Origin of the sequence: Akkermansia sp. AE01SA01 (genome assembly GCF_036417395.1) — a bacterium.
Classification (GTDB): Bacteria; Verrucomicrobiota; Verrucomicrobiia; order Verrucomicrobiales; family Akkermansiaceae; genus Akkermansia.
Window position 1 is genome coordinate 968,752 of the sequence record NZ_CP143890.1, and the last position, 22,848, is coordinate 991,599.

Below are 22,848 nucleotides of genomic sequence, written 5' to 3' on the forward strand. Positions count from 1 at the left end.
CTATATAATCTATTAACTTAGATAGATTTACTGAAGCGGATTGGCCGGCCTATTGTTCCTGCATGGCTGCCGGCGCCTTGCCGCGCGTTACCAGGAAGACGCCCGTGAAGACCAGCAGGACGGAGAGCGTTTTCAGCCAGCCGAATTGGTCCATGCCCCACAGGACGGCCACGGAGGAAGCGATGACCGGCTGGCAGTAGTTGTACATGCTCACTGCGGTGGGCTTGAGACGCTGCTGTGCGAAGGAGAGGCAGATATAGCTGACGAAGGTGGCCAGCACGACCACATAGGCGATGCCCGTCCACGTCTGGAGGGACAGGCTGGAGTAGGGAACGGAGGAGACTTCCCGGAAAGTGAAGGGCAGGCACGCGCATACGGCGTATGTGAACATCCATTTCATCAGCGTGACAGGGGAGTATTTGCCGATCAGCCTTTTGAAGAACACGAAGTAAACGGCCACACTGCATTGGGATGCCAGGCAGAGGATGTCCCCCAGCAGGTTGTTGTCTCCTGGTGCGGCCGGAGTGTGGCTGCCCCCGGTAATCAGCAGGACGGCCCCGACGGCGCTGGCGCATACGCCCGCCGCCTTCCGCCCCGTGATCATTTCCCGGAGTACGAAGGCCGCCAGAATCATGGTCAGGATGGGGGTGATGGTCGTGATGATGGCGGCATCCGCCGGGGAGGTGAAACCCACGCCTACGGTAAAGGCCATCTGGTTGAAGATGATTCCGAACAGGGAGGCGTAAAACAACTTCAGACGGTCGCGGGGGTCGATTTTTTCCCGGGGCACGAAACAGGAAGCCAGCCAGAATAGCACGGCGGCGCCCAGCAGCCGGAATGTAGCCAGGGAGGCGGAGCTTACTTCCCCTCCCTGCATGACCAGTTTGCTGACCGGGGACATCAGACCCCAGATGACGGCGGCCGCACCCATGGCGGCGTGTCCCTTCAAGGTTCCGGATTCCATCTTGGCGTCCCGCGTTTACGCGGGGCGGCATTGTCCGCTTCCAGGAAAGGAATGCAAGAGTTTTTACCGTATTCCCTGCGGCGTGCCTGTTCCCTGAATGCAGTGCGGAAAACGCCGCATCCCCTTGCGGCGTTCCCGTTTTTCCGGAGTTACGGCTTCGGCATGGAAATGCTGATCTTGTGTTCCCGGCTGTTGCCGCGGAGTTCCGGAGCGTACATGGCTTCCAGAACGGCGGGGAGGGCGCTGAACCTGCCCGGGCGTTCGGCGCGGAGGCGGTGGCTGATCTGGTATTCGCCCATCGGCAGGGAGGAGAGGAAGACGCGTATTTCCTCGTCGCCTATTTCCTTGTAGCCGGAGACGGTGCCCATCCAGGCGTATCCGCTGACGGTGTCCCGGGATTCGCAGCCAGCCGGCTTCGGGTCACTCAGCATCAGGTATTCCACGTCGTTTTTCGTTTTTACGCTCATCACCACTTCAATGATGTCTCCGCTGGCGATGATGTCCCCGTCTTTCAGCAGCGTGCGACGGGTCTGGTCGCGGCCGCGGGAGACGAGTTCTCCGGCGTCCGTCTGCGTGTCTTTCACGGAATCTTCCTTCACCGTTTCTTTTTCCATGCGGTAGTAGGAACGTTCCACGGTGACGGCATTTCCTGCGGCGGGGATGGGGTCTTCCAGGGAGAAGTAGCTGAGCGTGGAGCCGGCATAGATGCTGCCGTTCCCCTTTTTCCTGCGGATGGTGATGCGGTGCTGGCCGTCCGTCAGGTCCCTGCCGCTCATGCTCCATTCGTTGTCGAAGGTGAAGAGGGTTTCCTTGGTACTGGAAACGGTTTTCACCGGAACGCCGTCATAGAGGATTTCCGCCTCCATGTCTTCCATGCCTTCCCGGGTCTGGAAGAGGTAGGCGGACAGGGCTTCCAGGCAGTCCGCCGTATCCTTCGTGGAATCCCAGTAGGAGCCGTTGGCGCGGTTGTTGAGCAGCCATTTGGCCAGCCGGGACGTGACGGGTTTTTTGGGATCGCTCTTGGCCATCAGTTTCAGGTAAGCCGCCTGGGTGGCTACATTGCTGCCGTACCAGCGCCACCAGTAGCCCTGGTTGGGGAGGCGGAGCCATGCGGTTTGCAGGGAGTCGTCCTGCTGAAGGAATTGGGAGATGACGGGCATTATTTCCTTGAAGTCGTCCATGCGGTGGGCGTCCAGCAGAATTTCCGCAAGCTGGATCTGGCTGATGACCGGCAGTTCCAGCCTGTCGCGGAACAGGTAGCGTTCCATTTGGAGGTTCCGGACGCCGTTTTCCGCAAGCACGGAATAAATCAGCACGTCTGACGCGGAGGCCGTCAGACGGTAGTCTCCCAGTTCCCGGATAGCCTTTTGCGTTGCCGGGCCGTCAGGCTGTTTTTCCAGTTTCCGGTAGGCGTCCCCCTTGACGAGCAGGGCCAGCTGCCTGTTCTGGTGGCCGGTCAGCCATGACACGGCGCGGAGCAGCATATTCCCCGGTAACTTGACCGTGCTTCCGGCAATCTTGAGGCCGTGGACGACGTGGGCGGTCATCACCGGGTCTCCCCGGTCCGCTCCGCCGAACCATCCCCAGGAGCCATCGGAAAGCTGTTTTTCCCGGAGGTCGCGAATGCCCTTTTCTGCCATGGCCTTCAGTTTACGTTCGCTGTATACGGGGTTGCGTTCCAGACGTTCCATGATTTTGTCGTAAAACGCCTTGTCCCGTATGGCCTGCGGGTTCAGGTTGCGGTGGCTTTCCAGCGCCTGGCCGGGGTCCAGACCAAGCTGCTTGAGCGTGTCCGTTACGATGACGGCGGGCAGGAAGCGGTTGAGCGTCTGCTCCACACAGCCGTAGGGGTATTCCGCCAGATAGGGCAGGGCTTCCACCATGCTCAGGGCGATGCTGGGGGAGACCTTGACGACGAGCCGGCTTTCCTCCCTGCGCCTTTGCTGCGGAAGGTTGATGGTGAGCTGCCGTTCCTGGTCCCCACGCAGCAGGACGGTACTGTCCGCGTGCAATTGCTTCATGCCGTGCACCAGCACAGGGAAGTCCATCTGCATGGCGTCTCCCAGGGAGCCTGCGGCCGCTTCCATGGCTACGGTGGCAGTCCCCTCCCTGATGGCCGTGGTCCACCAGTTCACGGTCACCTGCCCCTGGGCGGGAACGCTCACTTCCCTGGAAGCGGCGTTATCCGTTCCGGCGCCCAATCCGTTCAGGGCGGGAGAGTTGCCGGGCATCAGGCTCAGGCAGCCGTTTTTCAGGGTGATGGAGATGCGGGCCAGCACGTCCTTGTCCGTCCGGTTGCGGACGATGGCGCTGAGCATGACGATGTCCTTTTCCACAAAGAAGCGGGGAGCCTGCAAGCTGACCATGAAGTCCTTCGTGGTCAGGAATTCCGCGGAAGCCTGCCCTACCTGCAGAGCGGAGGTGACCACCCAGGCGGCCGCCTTCCACGTGGTCAGGTTGTCCGGCATGTCCACCGGGACGGCAACCATGCCTTCTTCGTCCGTCTTGAGCGTGCCGCACCACTTGATGCTGTCCGCAAAGTTGGTGCGCAACTGAATCGCGGGGGAGAAGTCCTGTCGTTCATCCTCTACTACTTCTTCTTCTCCTCCAAAGGTATCCGCCATTTCTGCGTTATCCATTGCCATTGAGTGCATGCCCGGCGTTGGCGGTGTTTGAGGAAATGTTGACAGCATGCCGTTTGCCGATCTTTTACTTATGGCAAAATCTCCCGTTCCGCTCCCTCCGATAACAATTTCGCCGGCGAAATCTCCGAATGGCATGGAGAGGTCCGGTTCGGCGAGATAGTCGAAATAGAGCTGGTCCGGCCCGTTTTCCGTTTCCGTCCCTTTGTCCTGCATGGCGCTGAGATTGAGGAAACAAGTTTCATTCAACCTTCCCCACGTGGTTTTGGCGATGTCGGAAACGTTGGGCCGGGCAATGTATTCCAGCGCCTTGTCATAAACTGCCAGCGTAACGATGCCGTTCTTCACTGGGCTTCCGTCTGGTCCCTTGACTTGTACGGTTATGCGGCCCTTTTCGCCCGGCTGGTACCGGGGCCTGGACGGAGAGACGGCAGGCTCTAGCATTTGGCTGGCCGGCGGCAGCAGCAGTTCCGCGGATGCCTGGTGCAGTTCCCCGTTCCGTACGGTGAAGGCGTTGACGCCCATGTTGGGCATGTCTTCCCGGGTCAGGGGACATTCCACCAGGGCCGTCTGCCTGTCCAGCGTGACCAGGCGGCGGGATTCGTTTTTCCATGAATTGCGCAGGAAGGTCCAGACATGGGCGTCCGGATAGTCGGACGCAATGAGCAGGCCGGCGGTTTCTCCGGGAGCGTACTCGTTTTTGTCCGGAGTGATGGACAGGGGATTGATTTTAAAGGAATGGCGTTCTCCCGTGCCGTAGGAGAGAAACTGGCGGGAGCCTTCCGCCTTGCTTCCCTGGCTGTCCTCCAGCGTTGTTTGCAGGAGGTACAGCCCGGAATCCCCTGTTTGGAAGGTGAGGGAAGCCGTGCCTTCCTCATTGGTTGTCACGTCCCATTCCGCCAGGGACTGACGGCCGGAATCCGCATGGACGCGGTATAGAACCGTTTTTCCCTTCGCCTTTCCTATCCTGACGCCGTCCGCCGTGGCTGCCGTGATGGTGGCCCGGACCGGAACTCCCGCAGGGGCGTATCCCCGGTTCAGGGAAGTGAAGATATTGAACGGGCGGCAGGTGGCAATCACCTGGCCGGAAGCGGAGACTTCCCTCAGGGAGGCATCCGTAACGCTGACGGAAACACGGTAGGTGATGTCCTGGGAGGGAAAGTCTCTGGCGTCCTGTTCCGTGGAGAGTTCCACGGTGGCCTTGCCTTCCTTGTCCAGGGGAATGGTTTTTTTCAGCACCGTGAGGGGAGGGTCGGGCGTGAAATAGGTATAATAGGGGCTGGATTCCCTGGAATACAGCCAGCTCCATTTCCAGTACGGGGTCCATACTTCCGCTCCCAGGGTACGGGTGATGGTGATGGTGGCTTTTCCTTCGCTCACCGGGCCGCCTGCATAATAGTCCGCCTGGACGGAAACGGGGATGGGCTGTCCCAGCCTGAGGGACTTGTCCGGGGCGTCCATCTTGACGGTGAATTCCGGCTTCTTGTATTCTTCCATCCGGAACAGGGGGGCGTACAGGGTGCGATCCGACTTTCTGAAATCCAGTGTTGCCCTGTACTGGCCCAGAGGCGCTTCGTGGGGGATGAGCAGTTCCAGGTCAAAGCCGCCGGTGGCGTCCGTAGTGACTGTTTGTTCCGGGAAAATTCCCTTGTCCCCGGTGGGGCTGAGGATAGTCAGCGTCACTTTTTTCCCGGCACAGTCTTTCGTGCCGGGATTGGCGAAATCCGGACGGAACAGGATTCCCCTGAACCGGGCCGTTTGCCCCGGACGGTAAACGGACTGGCTTGCCAGGAAAAAGCAGCCATAGGAGCTGGAAGCCTTGTTGTTCAGGGACATCCGGGAGCTTCCGGAATCCCAGTACTGACTTTCCCCCGTTACGGCGTAGCTGTCTCCATGAGTGGCGATGCCCAGGAGATTATAGTAAACGGGAGAATTGCTGTCGCTCGGAGGCAGCGGTTCTATCAGAACGCCGTTTTTATCCGTGGCGCCCTTCACTTGTTTTGTTTGAAGCGTTTTGTTTTCTCTGTAGCGCACCAGGCTGATGTTGCCGCCTTCCACGGGAGCTCCCGTTTTGGCTTGCGCCAGGAACCAGAGATTGCCTTCCGGAATGGAACGGCGGATCAGCACCAGGTCGGACAGGGAGAAGAGGCGGTGGAAACGGTAGCCGTTGTTTAGCGTGACGGTCAGGAGGTACCATCCCGGCTGGCTGACAGGTACGGATAGCTGGGCGATCCGGTTCAGATGCTGGTTTCCGGGCTCCAGGCTAATGCTTTCCCCCTTGATTTCCTTCCCCAGGTAACGGGCGGCCGATTTGTCATTCAACAGATTGGAAAGAAGGGCATCAAACCCGGAATATTTTTTTTCATAATTTTTCCCCAGTTTTTTTGAGGCAAGCACGGTGTTCATGCGCTCCTCCTGCCACAGCCTGACATTGACGGGACGTACCGTGACGGTGGCGCTGGCGGCGTTCCTGTAAATGAACGCCATGGAGACGGGCTCTCCGGAAAGCAGCGTTCTTTCGTCCTTCTCAAATGCTCCGTTGGGTTCCGTAATGGAGGCAATTTCCTCCTGAAGAGAGTCGGTAGCGTCATCCGTATGCTCCACAGTCTCTTCTGCATTTATCTTCGGCGGTTTGGCGCCGCCGCGTTCATGTTGCGCCTGAAGCATGTCCTTGTAAGTTTGCAGTGTCTTTTTCAGAACATCGACTGCCGCCGGGCGCTGGTTGCGCGCCAGAAATTCTCCACTGATGATTTTTGCGGCATCCAGATAGGGTTCCGCGGGATAGGGGGAAGGGGTCACCCGGGATGCAATCCGGATGAAGTCGTAATCCGGCGGCAGCGTGATGAGCATGAATTGGCCCTTGTCCGTCCGGTCCGTTCTGACGACGGTCTGGTCCGTTTTCAAATCCGCAGGGTTGATTCCTTCCACCGATCCCGCATTGCCGGGACCGTACACGAATTCCTGATACGGCGCCGTATTCGCATAGGAAAGAAGATTGCGGCACCAGAATGCCGTAAACAGGTTGACCTCGTTTTCCAATTCCGGGTCCGCCCGGACGGCGGCGTCCAGCAGCCAGCGTACGCGTTCGCCGTCATTCCTGGCTGCGTCCCAGGAAGAGGAAGCGTGGTAGAAGACGATTTCCGTTTTTCCCGTGGCCGGATCCACGGCAACGGGCAGCGTGGAAACGTTGCGGAATTCGGGGGCTTCCTGATTGGAAACGTAGCCCGGGAGCTTTTCAAGTTCGGTCAGGTTGTCCAGGGCCGCATAAGTCTGAAAGGCGAAGTAACGCTGGTAGTAACCATAGTTCTTCAAGAATGCCTTCGCCATCATGAACCGTGCAAGGCCGAGCAGTTTCATGTCCTTGTTCCGTTCCGCGATGTTCATTGCCTTAAAAAGGCAGCGCAGGGCTTCCACCTTGTCCCTCTTTTGTCCGGAATATTCGCTCTCCCAGGGACGGCTGACGCGGATGTACTTGCCGTTCACCAGTTTGAAGGTGTGATTGACCGTCTGATATAATTCGGCGGCGGCCATCAGGAACCACGGATTTTCTCCATGGCGTTTCATTTGTTCCTGAAGAATGGTGTCCAGATTCGTGGAATCGTTCAGGCCGTCCAAATCCTGGAGGGCGAGGTAATAGAGAGCCAGGTCCTTTCCGCTGTACTGATCGTCATATTCGTCAAGCTGTTTCAGGGCTTGTTCCGCGACCTGCTTGGACAGACTTTTATTCAGGAGATTTTCCATGTCCCTGATGGACTGCTCCCGTTGCTCCGCAGCGGGGGCAGGAACGGCTGCCGTACACGGCGCTCCGGAAAACAGAAAAGCTGCCGCCAGAAGAAGAGCGGAAAAGATTTTATTCATTCCGCCACATTACCTCACAAAGGAAATTTGGCAAGTTACAAATAGGTTGCAAAATGAGGAATGTCAATACGAGGAGGCGGCAAGTGGGAGAAAGCTTGCGAGAGACAGCCCGGTCAATATGCAGGTTTGTTTCATTTCAAATGATCAATGATTGTTTGCATGCCTTGGAAGACATATGTTCCATCTTCCCTTCTTTCAAGCAAGCCCCGGCTTTTCAATACTGCCGTCAAGACGTTCGCGATGCGGATGGGTCCACTGGCTTCCCGGCGGCGCATGACTTGATCTGCTGCCTTGTCCTGTTCATTCTGAAGCGGATACGGGGACATTTCCTTTTTTTCCAGATTGCGGAGGGCCGCGGCACAGATACCCAATTCCTTTTGAACGCGGGGAATGTCGTTTTCCGTGCGGAGGGAATACAAAATACGGTTACGCCGATTTTGCTGAATCATTTTTTCCTTCCAGTAATTCTGAAGTTTCGGAGACATGGAGACTTCTTCCGGAACAATAGCCGGCGGCGCAATTTGAAGAGATTTTCCCAATTCGGGAGTCATTAGGCCCTGGGCCGTGATGGATGAAACAAGCTCTATTCCGAACAGGACGAACCGGGATTGGAGATAGGAGGCATATGTTTCCAATAAAGGGTCTCCGGCAGGATTGTAGCCTGCCGTCATAGCCTGCTGTTTGTCCACGTAAAGCTGGAGTTCAGCATTCATCCTGGCATTCAGCATCTGCAGTTTTGGCAGTGCATTTTTCAACCGGCCGGCAGCGTTGCTGGAATTTTCCAGGCTGTCAATGGAAAGAAAGATATCCACTATTTCTTCAATGCATTGAGCCTGTTCCTGAAAAGAGGGCAGAACCTGAGGCAATTCGTTTTGTAGAATATCACGATGCCGGGCCCTTGCCTGGACTCTTGGGAAGTGTTTATTGTTTGACGACGGGAGAGAACCTTTTTCTGAGCTGGACTGCCTTTGCAATTCTTCGCTGTTCCCTTCTTTTGGGGAATGGGGAGATAAATCTCCGAGTGAAGAGCACGGAGAAACGAGAATGGCGCCTAAAATGGCTGACAGTTGACACGTTTTCATCATGAATTGTATATAAATGCAATAAGAGAACAATATCAATCGACTACCATCCTGCAAAGAATAGGGCGGTTCCATTGAAAGAAGAAGATGATTTCCCCTTTTCCTGTGTATTCGGGAATAGGGCAATCAGTTCCCGCCATTGCGGCAGGCCAGCCGGTAGATGTTGCGGACATCCTCCGCATCCAGCCTTTCCAGCCCCCCGATGGGGCCGCGTACGCTGATGGCCTGTTCCGCCATCAGCGGAAAATCTTCAGGCCGGATTCCGAGTTCCTCCATGGACGTGGGCAGCCCCAGTTCTCTGTAAAAGCTTTCCAGTCTGGCAATGCCTTCCCGGATGATGGCTTCCGGCTCCCGGCAGGAGCCTTCCACGCGCATCACGTGGAGGGAAAATTGAAGGAACATGTCCCGGTGCCGGGGGAAACGTACTTCATCCATGCGGGCGTGACGACGGCCAGGCCCGCGCCGTGGTCCACATGGTACAGGGCGCTGAGTTCATGTTCCATGGCATGGCAGGCCCAGTCCTGCTCCCGGCCCACGCCCAGCAGGTTGTTGTGGGCGATGTTGCCGGAGAAGGCTATTTCCGCCCAGGCATCGTAATCATTCAAGTTCCCGTTCAAGATGCGGGCGTTTCTCATGATGGTGCGCAGGGTGGCCTCGCACAGGCCGTCGGAAAGATCCGTATGGAGGGTCCGGGTGAAATAGCGCTCGAAAATGTGGCTCATCATGTCGCTTACGCCGTTGGCCATCTGGCGGTGGGGCAGGGTGAAGAACAGCTCCGGATTGATGATGCTGAACACAGGCCGCAGTGTGGGAGCTCCGTAGCCCAGCTTCCTCCTGGTCTCTTCATTCGTGATGACCGTATTCGGACTGCTCTCGCTGCCGGCGGCGGGAATGGTCAGCACCGTGGCGACGGGCAGCGGCTCAAAGTCCGGCTGTTTTTTGGAAAGGTACAGGTCCCAGACGTCTCCGCTGTAAGGAACGCCCAGGGCGATTGCCTTGGCGGAATCAATCACGCTGCCTCCTCCCACAGCCAGCACCAGGCCCAGGCCGTGTTCCCGGCACAGGCGGATGCCTTCATACACCAGGGGCAGCGTGGGATTGGGCTGAACGCCGCCAAGTTCCTCATATTCCACGCCTGCGCCTTTCAGGGATGCCGTAATGGCGTCGTGCAGTCCGGAGCGCCTGATGCTGCCGCCTCCGTAATGGAGCAGGATTTTTTTGCCGAACGGTTTCAGGAGCCCGCCTGCTTCATGCTGGGTTCCTTTTCCGAAAATGAGCGTCGTCTTGTTGTCGTAAATGAAATTGAGCATGGCGAAACAGGGGGATGATAAACCAACGCTACGTCTCTTCCATTCCCGGCTCAAGGCTTTTGTTCGCCCCGTGCCGTTGCGGATGTGGCATCCGTCTTTTTTGCCGGAAGATGTTTTCCCAAATACCGTTCCAGTTCCCTTCTGTCCTTCCGGAGCTGTTCCAGTTCTTCGGAACCTTCCTGAAGATAGTCCATTCTTACCCACCTCCGGAACCGGTAAACATCCGTCAGAATGCCTGATATTCCGGGTGCAAGGGAATCAGGATCATCATCCAGTCCTTGTCCGGGGCCTTCCTCCGGGTTTTCCTGAATCAGCCCCTCCTTCCCCAGATCCGTACGGAAAAGCATGTCCGGGAAGGTCTCCTGGAGTTTTTTGCCGCTCCTGGACCGGGCAAGCAGGCGGAGATAGGTTTTCAACTCCTTTTCCGCGGCAGGTTCCAGCTTTAAAAAGAAACGCTGAACCCTCATTCCTTCACCGTTCCACCACAACTCATAAGGCGACATGGACGGGGGATTGTCCATCCGGCTGAAATCGTGCATGCGGTAAAAGGGCAGTCCGAGTTCTGTGGTGGCTACATGCAAAAAGCCCTGGTGGATAAATGCGCCGCAGCATGGTCCTTCCGGATAAACGTGCATCCAGGCCGCGGTGTCCTCCGGAGTATTGGGAAACAGGTCTTTCCACACCGGATTCCTTGAGAGGGGAAGAGCCAAGCATTCTTTGATGGTATCTTCCTTCAGGCGCTTGCCATGGCGCAAAGGGGGATTTTTCCCTTCCCATAACTCGTATCCATCGTCCGGAAAGGGAGGGAAGAAATTGGTCATCAACTCTGAAACGGATATTCCATGCGGCGGTGCTTTTTTCATTTCAGCAGCAGTGCTGCGGGCATCAGCACACAGTTTCATCAGCATGCGCTGCGTACCGGGCGTGAAATCATCCATGCTTGCCGCATCAAAAAGAATGCGGAAAATGTGGAACATCTGGCGTTTCAGAGGGAGTGTGCGGCGGGAAAACTGCAATTCCGTCGCCACCAGCCCTGGAGTCGCAGAATAATAGCAGCATCCCTGGTCGCAGCTTTCAAAAACTTCCACAGGCAGGTCAAGGACGGCAGTTTCCAGGCATTCCTTCCAGGTCGTTTTAAGTTCCTGCGCCAGAGCGGGCGGCAGGGCGGCAACGCCGCGGAGGACGTAATTCCTGCTGTATTCCTGCTGGAGCCGACGTGCGATATCATCATACATGCGGGCTTCCACCAGATCGAGATATGGATGAAACCAGGATGGGAAAGTTTCATTGGGGAAACAGGCCGGAAGATGGTCTCTGAGGATAGTAACCCACCTGCCTTTCCACAAGGGAGCGCTGTTGACGTAATATGGAATGTTGGTTCCTTGCGCCGTCGCAGCCCAGTAGAGTTCATTCCCCCGGAGCGCAATGGAGGATTCCGGCTCCTGGAAGACGGAATATGTGGCGGCCAGTTCATAATCTGAAGCGGCTTCCGGCAGAAGCGTGTGCAAAAAGGGAAGGGGGATGCGTTTGCTTTCCCAATAGAGGTGGTAGGGATAGTATTTTAAATTTTCCAGTTTTGCTCCCGTCTGGTCGGGAGTGAAGGGAGGATGGTAGGTGGCGCGTATGGCGGCGCGCGCATCGGGGAAAGTGGCATAGCCACAGGCACAGCATCCCGTGAAAGAGTACAGAAGAGACAGAAAACAGGCAGCGGAGAGAAACCTCATGAAAACCAAACTAGAAAAATAACCGTTCAAAATCAAGGTTCATGGCGCAATCGTGCCGCTTTTTGCTTGAGCCCCGGAATTTTCCCGTTTATTGTCCTGCACGGACAATGTCCGGTCCCCGTAGTTCAATGGATAGAACGGGTCTCTCCTAAAGACTAGATGCAGGTTCGATTCCTGCCGGGGACGCCACTTGTAAAGCTCTATAAGTTGAAAGATTATAGGGCTTTTCTTTTGTTCTGGAACCTTGCTTGAAAATCGCTTAAAGCATGGGAAAGGTCGCCAGAACGTAAGAAAACGGCACCACTTTAGCGCTACTATTTTTGTTACAGTGGCTGGAAACACGATGAGAAGGGGATCTACTGCCGGGAATTATCACCAAGAAAGAGGTTGACCAGAGTAGGGCACGCGGTAAAGAAGCAATTTTGCGCAGAACGGCAAGCCTGCCGTTACCCGAAAGTAAGCCGTTCAATCGCCTATCGCAACAAGCAGGCAAGGAATGAGAAAAAAGTGAGGAAAGCCAACTGATGGTCAAAGTCAGTCAGGAAAAAGTCACATGAGGAATGGAAAGAAGAATATAAGGAAGAAAGACCGCATAGTGCATGCGCCGGACTTCCTCCGGCATTATACGCTAGACAAATACACCATAAACTATTACCAATCCTCAGAATTCTCTCATTTGAACCGACTCCATTTGGGGGTATAAACTAGTTTCTGATTCTTTTATTATCGTGACTGTGATCATGAAGAAGAAACATATTAGAAAGATATTCCTTTATATACTTTTATTTTTTATACTCATTTTGTCATTATTCATGTATACAGGCCAACCTGATCATGGAGGAAGCAAAGAATGTTACCGTTTGACTGGTATTTACATGGATCATTATCAAGGAACTTTTGTTCCGGAATTTTCCGTTCCTCATTTCTATTCTAGATTTAAATTTAATTTAAAAAAAACCGATTTTTTCGTATTAAAAAAGGATATAGAAAGCCGCTACAGATGTGTCTGGGGAAACAGTCCCGGAGAGATATTTTTCCCCGGAATGGAAATACAAAAAGATGGTGATCTTATTACATCGTTTGAACGAGGAGAAAATAATGCTATTGTCTGGCTTTGCTATAATCCGGAAGAAAAGTATTTATACATTGGTTGGTTTCCCCATTGACATTAAAAATTTTTTAGGTAATAACATTATTTCCTGATTTGATGGATCAGGATTAGAGATTGAATGCTCAAAACAAAATTTGAAAAATATAAAGATTTTTCTTTTTCTCATAGAGTTACGCATTCTGTCTAGAAATATCAATATAATTTCCAGAAGTTCTTAAATATATCATGAAGAAGTCCGTAAATGCTTTAGTATACAACACTGAAGTATTGAAAAATGCACTCCTGTCTTCCCATTATTTGGTATTATAAATAATATTTATTTGAATAAAACATCTTGAAAAAATGAAAGCCCTTGTAATTATATTAATGATATCCACTATGCTTGCTGTTAAAGCGAATGCAGAAATAAGTCAATTAGAAGAAACCTGTGGCAAGTGCGAAAAAGATAATAAATATGATCTTTGGATGAGGAGCTTTTGGAAAAAGAACTGCCTTCTTTTTCTATTTACCAAAGTTGATTTTCTTAACATGAATTTAATAAAAAATTCATCCATAAGAGAACAATGCTATAACGATTTAATGAAAATATTTATCGAATATGATAATATTCTTAAAAAATCTGAACAGAAAGGATTGTTTCAGTCAGTTCTTAAAAATAACTCAGATATATATGCTTACTTTTTAATAAATGAGGGATGGAATAATGTTTTGCAAGTATATATGTCTAAAATATTTAAAGGACTGAGGTTTCCAAAATTTGATATTAAAAGTAAGCCATCTTTTAATATTAACGCCGATAATCAAGATAAATACATGTTTTTTAAGAAAAATTCCTTGTCAGAATTTTATAAAATACACAGTCTCTTATCATATATTGAAAATTCTAAAGTTGCTGATTCCCATCATGCGTTACTGTTAGCAATATGTTTTACCATATGGCTGGAAAAACAGCATTTATCACATCAAGGCTTTGATGGGTGGGAGAATGAATATTTTCGTTATGTCAAAGAAAATAAAGGCCAGTGGAGAAAATCTTTCGAAAAATATTATGATTATGATTCATTTGCATTTCCTGAGTCTTATGGTAAAGAAAACGGGAATAAATCTAACGATCAAAGAGAAATGTCTAAAAAATATATTTCCTCTCAAGAATATAAAATATTGATATCCAGTTTTTTTGATTTCTGTGGTGAAATATAGAAGGTTATGATGAATAAAAGGGAATCCGGCATTTATTTTTTCCACCTTTTATACGAGAAACAATTTATATTCCTTCAGTCCTGAAAAAAATCATGAAATTTTTCATATTGTTATCCATTTTTTTCTAGTTTCTTCCCCATTTGTATTCGCTCAGGAAGAAGTTAAAAAAAATTCTTCTGATATTATCTGTGAAATTCGAGTTCCGAATTGCATGGTTGATGTTATCCAGAACATTATTACGAACAGACTGACCTTTCTGAGCTATATTGAGTTGCAGAGTCATGTGTCAGCCGAACAATCCGAACAAAAAAGCATTTTGCAATGGACCGGGAAAAACATAAAGTTGAAAACTTTATTGCCCGGAGAATCCATGATACACAATGCGAGTATTTCTATCGTTTTAGAAAATGAAAAAACATCGTGTTCCATGCTATTTCCATTTTTTGCAACAAATGAAATTCCGGAGTTGTCTTTCATTAATCAGAAACCTATTCTTATTTTAGAGAATGATATTAAAAAAATAGGTTATCAAACTATTAAAAATAAACCTGGGCAAGTCAATTTGAATATTACCTTCTCTTAATCAGGGAAGCGCAAGATGAATGAACTAAATGATAATTACAAGGAACAATTCATAAATTACATAGTGGCAATTTTATCGAGCGGTTATCAACATAAATATACCTATTACTTTAAGTGTACAGAAAGCATTTCATTTACTGTTCCTTACATGGATGCATTACTCATGCTGGCCTATTGCAAATATCCCATTCCAACTCACCGGTGTGAGCCGACTTTTTTGTTGCCTCAAAAATTTGAGTCAGGGGTCCGTCTTCGGAATCTAAGAAAAATTGATTATTATTGAACGGAATTACATGCTTTAATTTTGTTCCGGCAATCAACTTTTAAATGCGGACAATTGACTTGACTGGGATCGGTCGCCGCGATGACATCCAGTCGGAAACAGTGTGAACAGTGGCCCCGCATTGTTCATCTTGCAGGATATGGAGGTGTTTTGAACGGAATGAAAAATGAGAAGGAATAACCATCTCATACGATACAGAGAAAATTAAACTCATCATGAGGCATGCCATCTATAGGGCTAATTGGAAAAGGTTCCGGAAGTTTTACAGGATGCAATGGCTGCCGGAGGCCATTTGTCTTCCGGAAAGGATTGATCTTTTTTCTTGCCTGTTTTTAGCTGTTTGTTAGATTGCGCCTCGTTCTCTCCCATGAAGGCGCTGTGTGCATGTGTTTTTTCCTGCATGGCGGTGGAAGCCGGCTGTCCTGCTCCAGCGGCAGCGCTGCTGAGCCATCCGCGCCTGGAGTTGCGCGGCATGGATGTGCGTCCCGCCTTGCGTTTTTCCCTGCGGCCGCCCGTGATGATGCTAAAACTGCTGTGCCGTTATGAAGATCAGCTTGGAGCGCCCGTTTATTACGAACAGAATCCGGAAGATGTCACCTGTACGGATTCCAACGGAAACGTGCTGAAGATTTCCCATATTTGTTCGGAGTCGGAAAAGAGCCAGCGGCCTTTTCATGGAGATCCCGTCAGGATTTTCATGCGTTCTCCGGCTCCGGATTCCTCTGCCGAGTGGGTGCGCCTGCGGGGAAACCTGCTCTGCGCCTTTGGAGAAGAAACCGCGGAATTGGGGCCGGTGACGTTTTTTCTGGACAAAGAAGAAGCGAAAATTCGGGTCCCGCTGCCGGATTCTTCCGGAAAAGAGGTGACGCTTTCCTTGAAAAAATACCCGGAGGCCTGGGGACTGAAGGTGGAGGGGGATATGGACTTCCACTTCAGGGCGTTCCTTGTCAAGGACGATAAGGGGATGGCGCTGCCGGAATATGCATGGAGACAGGGAAACAGCTTTTTTCCTAGCTCTGGACGGGAAAGCAGCAAGAGCAGATTTTGGGAGACAGGGTACCTCGTGCCGGAGAAGATCCGTTCCTTGAAGGTGACAGTGTCCTATTGGAACAAGGTGACTTTGCGGCAGGTTCCCCTGGATTTAAGAATCGGAGCGGGAGGCATGATAGCTCCGTAACCCATGTTGGTGCTGAAATGAAATTACCAGGGATATTATTGGCCGCCTGCTGGAGTTCTGCACTCCTGGCAGCTTCCGATGCCGTGCCGCAGATGGCCCCTGCCAACGAAGATGAGGGCGATAAGATTTGCGTGGAGCTGGCTTCCCTGAGATTTCAGAAACGGAACAACGAACACGGCCATGCTTACCGGGTGTGTCAGATACTGTTGTACTGCGTGTTTCCTGGTTCCGGAATGCTTGGGCTGGAGCGGGCGGATCAGGATTTGACGGTGACCGGTTCCGACGGAATGGAGCTGGAGATCACGAGAACGGAGCTTTCCGGGTTTTCTGTCAAAGGCAAGCCGCTGGTTGGCGTGGAGGTGATGCTGGAGGTTGTCCTGCCTGCCTCCGGCATGCCGCGCTGGTTTGAACTGAAGGGGAATTTCCTTTTTCCCGTCAGTGAGAAGTTGGAGATTCTGGATTTCGGGACAGTTGAATTGAAAGAGTCCGGGAGTACTGTTTCCATGACTGATCCCGTTTCCATAAGGGAGGGTACGGGCGTTCTGGATGTCGTTGATATTTCCAAACTGGACAAGGTACTCATGAAGGTGACCAGGAATAGGGAGGACAAAGTTCCGCACTTGGATAAGGTTCCGGGCGAGAATTGGAGGTTCATGGTGTATTCGAACAGCATTTTCCACCCGAAGGGTTTTTTATTTCACGATTTGGACGGAAACAGGATAACGCCCAGGCTGACATTCCAGCACATGGACTATGGAGGTATAGGCAGGTCCTACCTGTTTGATTCTTCCGTCAAGTTTGTGAATGTGGAAGTCCTGTACCAGGGAACGGCGCGCTGGGTGACGATTCCGGCAGACTTCAGGGTGGGAATAGGAGGGGTCATGCCGGATTTACCTCCCGCTCCAGCGGACGTTGCGGAAGCGGGCAGGAGTGCCCGCTGAGGTTTTATGCCCAGAAGGAGTCGGCTCACCATTTGAGCAGGGAGTTGCCCCCTTGCGCGAAGCTGGAGAGCAGGGTACCCGCTGCCGCCGTTTTCTGGGCCCTGGCATTGGAGCGGCCCATGTATTGTTCCATGTCCGCCCTGTTGTACAGGGATTGGGCGTTTCTCATGGCTTGCGCCGCCTCATCCTGAATTTGGGTTTGGAGCCGTGTGGCAAGGGCCTGTTCCCGTACCGGCACAGACCCTTCCCTGAGCAGGGAGGATTGTGCGGCATCCAGCCGGGCTTCTCCCATTTGCCGTGTGGCGTCCTTTTGCATGCGCCTGGAGTTTTCCAGACCGGTTTGTTTCTGAAGCTGCGCTTCGTTCCTCAGCGTGGCGGCGTTCGCGTCCGCCGCTTTTTTGGTGGCGTCTGCGCTTTTTTTCTGTGCCGCGGCGGAAGCGGTCCCCGCCGCTACGGAGGTGGCTGCCATGGCTATCATTCCTAAAGATACCGGATCAAATCCCATGCCCGAATGCTGATGCGGAAAACGGTCTAGGAGCAACACGCCTGAACCGTTGACATGAATCCGGGGCTGGCACGGGAAATTTATTTTTCAATTACAATGCTTTCAATGTTAAGCACGGGGCGTTCCGGTGTGGAATGGGGGTCGATGGTTCCGGTGATGATGACCGCGTCACGTTCCTTCAGTCCGTTGACGCCCTTGGCGGATTGTTTGATCGGGTTGCCTTGCTCGTCCACGAACTGGACGGTCATGGTGTTGTCTTTCCTGATTTCCACGGGGACGCTGTCGGTAGTCCATGTTCCGTGTTCCTGCATGTTGGCCAGCAGTTGTGCAGGATCTCCAATGGTGAATGAGGCAATGTTTTCCGCAAAGACGGGTTCTTCACCCAGAACAGCCCCTTTCACGGTGACTTTTTCACCGGGGGCGGCTTTTCTGGCGTCCGAGACAACGAGCGCCCGCGGAAGGCCGACCATGTTTTCCGCAAATCTTACGGCCATTTCCTGGGTGACGTTCTGGTCGGAGGTCAGGGCCTTCACGGTTTCCTTGGGGTTGCAGGCCACTAGGGCGGCGGCGGCCAGGGACAGGGCAATCAAGTGTGTGGTATGCATGGGAACTCCTTTGTTCTGAATTATTGGATTCCTTTCCGGCTTGCGCCGTTCATGATTCCCTGCACGGGAAAAGATGTTTTTTATAGGAACAGTCCTACCGTAAACAGGGCCAGATCCCTGGCTGTGTCCCACAGCCGTTCCGCATTGTGAAGGCAGTCTGCCAGGAATTTGTTGATGCTTACTGCATTGAACAGGCGCAAGAGGCCCAGGAACAGAAGCAGGTTGGCAAAGTAAACGAGGATCAGGGAGAAGAAGGTTCCGTTGCCTGCCAGGTCCGGCTGGTCCTTGGGAATGATCCATGCCGTCCAGAACAGATGGAAGCACCACCAGAATCCCAGGCCGGAGTAGAGCAGCGCCTCGCAGGTAATGGTGGGCCAGAAGATATGGACGATTCCCCAGACTAGCCCCCACAGCATGCCCCAGAGGGGCAGGAAATAGGGGGAAAGGGAGATGAACAGGTTGTTTTTATTCGTTTGAATGTAGCCGCCATCCAGGGAGGCGTTGAATTTGCTGACGGAGCCCCGGCTGCAATAGACCGCCAGCACGTGCGTCAGTTCATGGCCCAGCACGTACAGGTAGAGCAGGGAAGTGGTGAACAGCCTGCTGCATCCCAGCACGATCCAGACAGCCGCCCCCATCAGGGCATACCAGACCGGAATGGAGAAAAGAATGTTGAGACTGCCCGACGCGTGGGCGAGCTGGTCGCACAGGGACATGGCCGTGATAAGGGCCAGCGGCAGGAGCAGGAAGGTGGCCACCGCGTGCCTGATGAACCGGGTTTTCCGGGGCAGGTCCATGAACGAGAAGTCTTCGTATTCATCCTCCCAGCAGTCGGACGTGACTTGGGCACGGTGTGTTTTGTCCCAGGCTTCCCGGTTGCATTGCCTCATCATATTGCGAAGGCTTGCCGCGGAGCGCGGCCGGCCGGCTGTTTCTGCATACCGGCGCCAGTCGCGGCGTCTCGGTGTGTATTTTGGTGCCTTGGGCATGCGGTGGAGAGGTGCAAAATCAGGATAGCCGGATTTCCGGCAGAAGGCGAACCAAATTTGGTTCTTCGCAAAAGAGGGGCAAAAAATGTTTTATGAACGTCCCTCCCTGCTGTATGATCCGCCACATGCAAGAGGCGCTTCTGGTTCTGGAAACTTCCTGTGCACGGCTTTCCGCCGCGGCATGGGCCGGAGGCGTCCTGTTGTGCCGTGTGGAATGGGAAGCGGAGCGCAACCATACCTCAGCCATTTTTCAAGCCGTACGCAAGGTCCTGGATTCCCTGGAAGGCCGCCGTCTGGCGGAAATCGTGGTGGGTTCCGGTCCCGGTTCCTACGGAGGAATCCGCGTGGCGCTGGCTGTGGCGGACGGCTTGTCCCTGGTGCATGGCTCGCGCGTCGCGGCGTTTAGTTCATGGAACGGACTCGGCATTCATGCTCCGCTGGCCTGCGTGATGTCAGACGCCCGGCGTGGAGGCTGGGCATGGGCTCGCGTGACTGCCGGAGTTCTGGAGGGTTCCCCGGAAGTGCTGCCCGGGGAGCAGACCGCAGCCCGGGTGCGGGAATGCCTGAAGACCGGAATCCCCGTGTATTCCACGGAGGCCGCCGGGGTCCTGGCCGCCAGGAGCATGGAGGGCGTCCTGCCCGTTCTTCCGCATGCGGAAGCACTGGGTTCCGCATGGATGGCCCTGGATGTTGCGCGACGGGAGGAGCTTCTGGCGGCGCCGGCGGAACCGCTGTATGTCCGGGCTCCCCATATCACTTCCTCCAAACGCCCCGCCTGGGCCGTGAAGGCGTAATTAGGGTTTGACTTTCTGGAAGATTGTTAGACTTTTAATCGGTAATCTTCATCACTAGTAGTATTTTTAGACCATGAGCAATGACACTTTTTCTGAACGACGCACATACCCCAAAGGATTAAAAGGCATCATCGCCAACGAATCCGCTTTGAGTGATGTGCGCGGTGAGGAAGGGCGCCTTTTGTATCTGGGGTACGATATTGATGATCTTGTGGAAATGTGCTGTTTTGAGGAAGTCGTTTATCTGCTTCTCAACAAGCGCCTTCCGAACCGGGATGAATTGGAAGGCATCAGGAACCGCCTCCGTTCGGACCGTGATCTCCCCCAGCCCGTTCTGGATTTTTTCAAGACCGCCACCAAGTCCGCCCGTCCCATGTCCGCCCTCCGGACGGCGGTTTCCATGCTGGGCATGTATGACGACCGCACCAAGGACCCCGGCCAGCTGAAGGAGATAGGCCTCAGCCTGATTGCCAAGGTGCCCGTGATGGTGGCGTATTATTACCGCCTGTGCCAGGGGCTGGACCTGCCGCCCGTGCGGGAAGACCTGAGCGAATCCGAACATTTTTTGTGGCTGCTGAAAGGTGAGGAGCCCAATCCGGATGAAGCCCATATTCTGGACGTGGCCTATATCCTGCATGCGGACCACGGCATGAACGCCTCCACCTTTGCCGCCCGTGTGTGCATCGCCACCCTTTCCGACATGTATTCCGCGATTACTGCGGCCATCGGCACCCTGAAAGGGCCGCTGCACGGCGGTGCCAATGAGGGGGTGATTGAGATGCTCAAGGAGATAGGCACGGAAGACGGGGTGGATTCCTATATTGAGGACAAGCTTTCCCGCAAGGAGAAGATCATGGGCATGGGCCACCGCGTGTACCGCGTTCTGGATCCGCGTGCGCCGCATCTGCGCCGCATGGCCATCCGCCTTTCCTCCAAGATAGGAGAACCCAAATGGATCCGCATGTCGGAACGCATCGCCAAACTTGTCCGTGAACGCAAGGGGCTCAATGCGAATGTGGATTTTTATTCCGCTACGGTTTATTACAGCATCGGCATTCCCACCAGGCTGTTTACGGCTATTTTCTCCATTGCCCGTTGTTCCGGGTGGGTGGCCCAGGTGCTGGAACAGATGGAAGACAACACGCTTTACAGGCCCCTGACCCTGTACACGGGGCCGAAGGACCGCATTCCCGTTCCCACGATCGACATGCGGTAGGGCATTTTTCCATGGAGAGGACGCCGGAGATTGAATTCCGGCGTCTTTTTCGTATGATGACTGCCACTCTCTCATGAAGAAGTATCCCTGTTTTCTGCTAGCCGTTTTCCTCCTGCTGTTCCTTGTGATGGGCATATCTCCGGCCTCCCGGTCCGTCTGGGTGGCGGAGGTGATTCCCGTGGTTCTCGTGGCAGCGGTTCTGACGGTGTGGTCCCGGACCTTCCGTTTCAGCAACTGGTCCTACACGCTGATGTTTTTCTGGCTGGCGTGCCACACGGTAGGCGCCCATTACACGTTTGCAGAAGTTCCTTTCGAATGGTTCCGGGAACTGGTGGGCGCGCACAGGAACCCTTTTGACCGCATAGCTCACTTCACGGTGGGCTTTTATGCTTTCCCCGTGGCAGAATACCTGGTGCGCAAGCAGTACGCGGGCAAGATTCTGGCGGGGATTTTCGGCCTTTTCTTCGTGATGGCCGTGGCGGCGGCCTATGAAATTATCGAATGGCAGTATGCAGTCATCATCGGAGGGAATGACGCCAACGATTTCCTCGGTTCCCAAGGCGATGTATGGGACGCCCAGAAAGACATGTTCTGCGATACCTGCGGCGCCATTGCGTCCCTTGCGCTTTTTTATCTGGTGCGTCCCTGGAAGGGGCAGGGGAAGGAGGAAGACGGCGGCGCGCCCAGCCTGATGGACATGTGCGGCGGCAGGAAGGCCTGAGCGGCAGGACCGGAGGATGTCAAAGGCCGTTTTGTCCGCCCGTTTGCCGTAGCCCTTCATACAGGACGACGGCTACGGCGGTAGAGAGATTCAGGCTCCGGGAGCCTTCCCCCGGCATGGGTATGGTCAGGGCGGCGTCCGTATGCTCTTTCAGCATGCTTTCCGGCAATCCCCTGGACTCCGGACCGAAGACCAGATAGTCCCCCCGGCGGAATTCCGTCTCCCAGTGCGTCCGCTTCGCCTTGGTGCTCAGGTACCAGAAGCGCGCTTCCGGACCGGCGTTCCGCTGAAGTTCCTCCAGGTTTTCCCAGACGTGCAGGTCCACTTTTGCCCAGTAGTCCAGACCGGTACGCCTCACATGTTTTTCATCCAGGCTGAATCCCAGCGGCTTGACCAGGTGCAGTCTGGAACCCGTAGCCAGCGCCAGACGTCCGGCGGCCCCGGTATTGTGGGGGATTTCCGGATGAAACATGACGATGTTGAAGCGCGGCGGCATGCGGCTGATCTCATCACAAACGGCCTTTCCTTTCAAGAGAGACTTGTTCCAGAGAAACAAATAATGTACCTTTCCCTCCGATGAGAGACATCGTGTATTTTGACTTGGAAACCCGCCACTCCGCTGCAGAGGTGGGAGGCTGGCACAACACGGCCGAGATGCGCATGTCCGTGGGCGTGACTTATTCCACCGCTTCCGGCAAATACACGATTTATTCCGAGGAAATGGTGGACGACCTCATCACGCAGCTCCGCCAGGCGGACCTGGTGGTGGGCTACAACCACGAACACTTCGACTACGGCGTGCTCCAGCGTTATACGATGTGGAACATGGCGGACATCACGAACAATCTGGACCTGTGCCGGGATATCGAGCAGCGCGGCGGAGTCCGCGTCAAGCTGGATTCCGTGGCCGCGGCTTCCATAGGCTCCTCCAAGACGGCGGTGGGCACCCAGGCCCTCAAGTGGTGGGCGGATTACGTGAAGACCGGGAATGTGGAACTGCTGATGGACATAGCGCGCTACTGCTGTTTTGACGTGAAGGTTACCCGCGATGTTCACTGGTATGGAGCGGAACACGGTTTCATCCGCTATGACGACAAGAAAGGGGGCACCGTGGAATTGCCCGTAGACTGGAAGCTGTAACCCG

17 protein-coding genes, 1 tRNA gene and 1 pseudogene are annotated in these 22,848 nt (G+C 53.7%); 10 read left to right on the forward strand and 9 right to left on the reverse strand.

Translation table 11 applies throughout. The annotated features are described in order from the left end of the window. Positions 1-49 precede the first annotated feature (49 nt). The 5 genes and pseudogenes from V3C19_RS03950 to V3C19_RS03975 form a co-directional block, all read right to left on the reverse strand. Positions 50-964 (reverse strand): DMT family transporter, encoded by a 915-nt coding sequence (locus tag V3C19_RS03950; protein ID WP_295932213.1) that lies wholly within the window; start codon positions 962-964, stop codon positions 50-52. 149 nt (positions 965-1,113) lie between these two features. Continuing rightward, positions 1,114-7,464: an MG2 domain-containing protein gene (locus V3C19_RS03955; protein ID WP_295932211.1), complete on the reverse strand. Its 6,351-nt coding sequence runs from the start codon at positions 7,462-7,464 to the stop codon at positions 1,114-1,116. Between the two features lie 131 nt (positions 7,465-7,595). Continuing rightward, entirely contained in the window at positions 7,596-8,621 is a 1,026-nt protein-coding gene (locus V3C19_RS03960) for a hypothetical protein (protein WP_295932208.1), read from the reverse strand. A 51-nt stretch (positions 8,622-8,672) separates the two neighbouring features. Next, a pseudogene (locus V3C19_RS03970) lies at positions 8,673-9,856 on the reverse strand (iron-containing alcohol dehydrogenase). Between the two features lie 50 nt (positions 9,857-9,906). Continuing rightward, a complete protein-coding gene (locus V3C19_RS03975) occupies positions 9,907-11,580 on the reverse strand; it encodes a hypothetical protein (protein ID WP_130083357.1) in 1,674 nt (557 codons plus the stop codon). A 114-nt stretch (positions 11,581-11,694) separates the two neighbouring features. Between V3C19_RS03975 and V3C19_RS03980 the strand changes: the two genes are divergently transcribed. The 6 genes from V3C19_RS03980 (at position 11,695) to V3C19_RS04005 (ending at position 16,874) form a co-directional block, all read left to right on the forward strand. After that, positions 11,695-11,769 (forward strand) — tRNA-Arg (locus V3C19_RS03980). Positions 11,770-12,320: 551 nt separating this feature from the next. Next, positions 12,321-12,746, forward strand: coding sequence for a hypothetical protein (locus V3C19_RS03985; RefSeq protein WP_130083358.1), 426 nt, complete (start codon positions 12,321-12,323; stop codon positions 12,744-12,746). A gap of 287 nt (positions 12,747-13,033) precedes the next feature. Then, positions 13,034-13,891 (forward strand): hypothetical protein, encoded by an 858-nt coding sequence (locus V3C19_RS03990; protein ID WP_130083359.1) that lies wholly within the window; start codon positions 13,034-13,036, stop codon positions 13,889-13,891. A gap of 211 nt (positions 13,892-14,102) precedes the next feature. Next, complete coding sequence (locus tag V3C19_RS03995) at positions 14,103-14,474, forward strand: hypothetical protein (protein WP_295932200.1); 372 nt, start codon at positions 14,103-14,105, stop codon at positions 14,472-14,474. A gap of 682 nt (positions 14,475-15,156) precedes the next feature. Further along, a complete protein-coding gene (locus V3C19_RS04000) occupies positions 15,157-15,933 on the forward strand; it encodes a hypothetical protein (RefSeq protein WP_130083361.1) in 777 nt (258 codons plus the stop codon). A gap of 17 nt (positions 15,934-15,950) precedes the next feature. After that, positions 15,951-16,874, forward strand: a complete 924-nt coding sequence (locus V3C19_RS04005; protein ID WP_130083362.1) for a hypothetical protein — start codon at positions 15,951-15,953, stop codon at positions 16,872-16,874. A 25-nt stretch (positions 16,875-16,899) separates the two neighbouring features. Here V3C19_RS04005 and V3C19_RS04010 read toward each other — a convergent pair whose 3' ends face one another. The 3 genes from V3C19_RS04010 to V3C19_RS04020 form a co-directional block, all read right to left on the reverse strand. Then, complete coding sequence (locus V3C19_RS04010; protein ID WP_130083363.1) at positions 16,900-17,343, reverse strand: hypothetical protein; 444 nt, start codon at positions 17,341-17,343, stop codon at positions 16,900-16,902. Positions 17,344-17,459: 116 nt separating this feature from the next. Beyond that, a complete protein-coding gene (locus V3C19_RS04015; protein ID WP_130083364.1) occupies positions 17,460-17,984 on the reverse strand; it encodes a hypothetical protein in 525 nt (174 codons plus the stop codon). An 80-nt stretch (positions 17,985-18,064) separates the two neighbouring features. Then, positions 18,065-18,877 carry a hypothetical protein gene (locus V3C19_RS04020; protein ID WP_130083365.1) on the reverse strand — a complete coding sequence of 271 codons (813 nt, stop codon included), beginning with the start codon at positions 18,875-18,877 and terminating at the stop codon, positions 18,065-18,067. A 221-nt stretch (positions 18,878-19,098) separates the two neighbouring features. Between V3C19_RS04020 and tsaB the strand changes: the two genes are divergently transcribed. The 3 genes from tsaB (at position 19,099) to V3C19_RS04035 (ending at position 21,704) form a co-directional block, all read left to right on the forward strand. Then, positions 19,099-19,767, forward strand: coding sequence for a tRNA (adenosine(37)-N6)-threonylcarbamoyltransferase complex dimerization subunit type 1 TsaB (tsaB, locus tag V3C19_RS04025; RefSeq protein ID WP_161981660.1), 669 nt, complete (start codon positions 19,099-19,101; stop codon positions 19,765-19,767). Between the two features lie 73 nt (positions 19,768-19,840). Continuing rightward, complete coding sequence (locus V3C19_RS04030) at positions 19,841-20,983, forward strand: citrate/2-methylcitrate synthase (RefSeq protein WP_130083367.1); 1,143 nt, start codon at positions 19,841-19,843, stop codon at positions 20,981-20,983. A gap of 73 nt (positions 20,984-21,056) precedes the next feature. Beyond that, positions 21,057-21,704 (forward strand): DUF2238 domain-containing protein, encoded by a 648-nt coding sequence (locus V3C19_RS04035; RefSeq protein WP_130083368.1) that lies wholly within the window; start codon positions 21,057-21,059, stop codon positions 21,702-21,704. Between the two features lie 19 nt (positions 21,705-21,723). On the opposite strand, the gene V3C19_RS04040 is transcribed toward V3C19_RS04035, so the two are convergent. Next, on the reverse strand, positions 21,724-22,200 hold the full coding sequence (locus V3C19_RS04040) for a tRNA (cytidine(34)-2'-O)-methyltransferase (RefSeq protein ID WP_343203837.1): 477 nt from the start codon (positions 22,198-22,200) through the stop codon (positions 21,724-21,726). An 80-nt stretch (positions 22,201-22,280) separates the two neighbouring features. Between V3C19_RS04040 and V3C19_RS04045 the strand changes: the two genes are divergently transcribed. Next, positions 22,281-22,844 (forward strand): ribonuclease H-like domain-containing protein, encoded by a 564-nt coding sequence (locus V3C19_RS04045; RefSeq protein WP_130083370.1) that lies wholly within the window; start codon positions 22,281-22,283, stop codon positions 22,842-22,844. The last annotated feature ends 4 nt before the right edge of the window (positions 22,845-22,848 follow it).

What these genes read in the sequence shown, in the direction of transcription:
- V3C19_RS03950 (WP_295932213.1), bottom strand. Translation starts at nt 964, where the DNA reads ATGGAATCCGGAACCTTGAAGGGACACGCCGCCATGGGTGCGGCCGCC.
- V3C19_RS03955 (WP_295932211.1), bottom strand. Translation starts at nt 7,464, where the DNA reads ATGAATAAAATCTTTTCCGCTCTTCTTCTGGCGGCAGCTTTTCTGTTT.
- V3C19_RS03960 (WP_295932208.1), bottom strand. Translation starts at nt 8,621, where the DNA reads ATGGAACCGCCCTATTCTTTGCAGGATGGTAGTCGATTGATATTGTTC.
- V3C19_RS03975 (WP_130083357.1), bottom strand. Translation starts at nt 11,580, where the DNA reads ATGAGGTTTCTCTCCGCTGCCTGTTTTCTGTCTCTTCTGTACTCTTTC.
- V3C19_RS03985 (WP_130083358.1), top strand. Translation starts at nt 12,321, where the DNA reads ATGAAGAAGAAACATATTAGAAAGATATTCCTTTATATACTTTTATTT.
- V3C19_RS03990 (WP_130083359.1), top strand. Translation starts at nt 13,034, where the DNA reads ATGAAAGCCCTTGTAATTATATTAATGATATCCACTATGCTTGCTGTT.
- V3C19_RS03995 (WP_295932200.1), top strand. Translation starts at nt 14,103, where the DNA reads ATGGTTGATGTTATCCAGAACATTATTACGAACAGACTGACCTTTCTG.
- V3C19_RS04000 (WP_130083361.1), top strand. Translation starts at nt 15,157, where the DNA reads ATGGCGGTGGAAGCCGGCTGTCCTGCTCCAGCGGCAGCGCTGCTGAGC.
- V3C19_RS04005 (WP_130083362.1), top strand. Translation starts at nt 15,951, where the DNA reads ATGAAATTACCAGGGATATTATTGGCCGCCTGCTGGAGTTCTGCACTC.
- V3C19_RS04010 (WP_130083363.1), bottom strand. Translation starts at nt 17,343, where the DNA reads ATGGCAGCCACCTCCGTAGCGGCGGGGACCGCTTCCGCCGCGGCACAG.
- V3C19_RS04015 (WP_130083364.1), bottom strand. Translation starts at nt 17,984, where the DNA reads ATGCATACCACACACTTGATTGCCCTGTCCCTGGCCGCCGCCGCCCTA.
- V3C19_RS04020 (WP_130083365.1), bottom strand. Translation starts at nt 18,877, where the DNA reads ATGATGAGGCAATGCAACCGGGAAGCCTGGGACAAAACACACCGTGCC.
- tsaB (WP_161981660.1), top strand. Translation starts at nt 19,099, where the DNA reads ATGCAAGAGGCGCTTCTGGTTCTGGAAACTTCCTGTGCACGGCTTTCC.
- V3C19_RS04030 (WP_130083367.1), top strand. Translation starts at nt 19,841, where the DNA reads ATGAGCAATGACACTTTTTCTGAACGACGCACATACCCCAAAGGATTA.
- V3C19_RS04035 (WP_130083368.1), top strand. Translation starts at nt 21,057, where the DNA reads ATGAAGAAGTATCCCTGTTTTCTGCTAGCCGTTTTCCTCCTGCTGTTC.
- V3C19_RS04040 (WP_343203837.1), bottom strand. Translation starts at nt 22,200, where the DNA reads ATGCCGCCGCGCTTCAACATCGTCATGTTTCATCCGGAAATCCCCCAC.
- V3C19_RS04045 (WP_130083370.1), top strand. Translation starts at nt 22,281, where the DNA reads ATGAGAGACATCGTGTATTTTGACTTGGAAACCCGCCACTCCGCTGCA.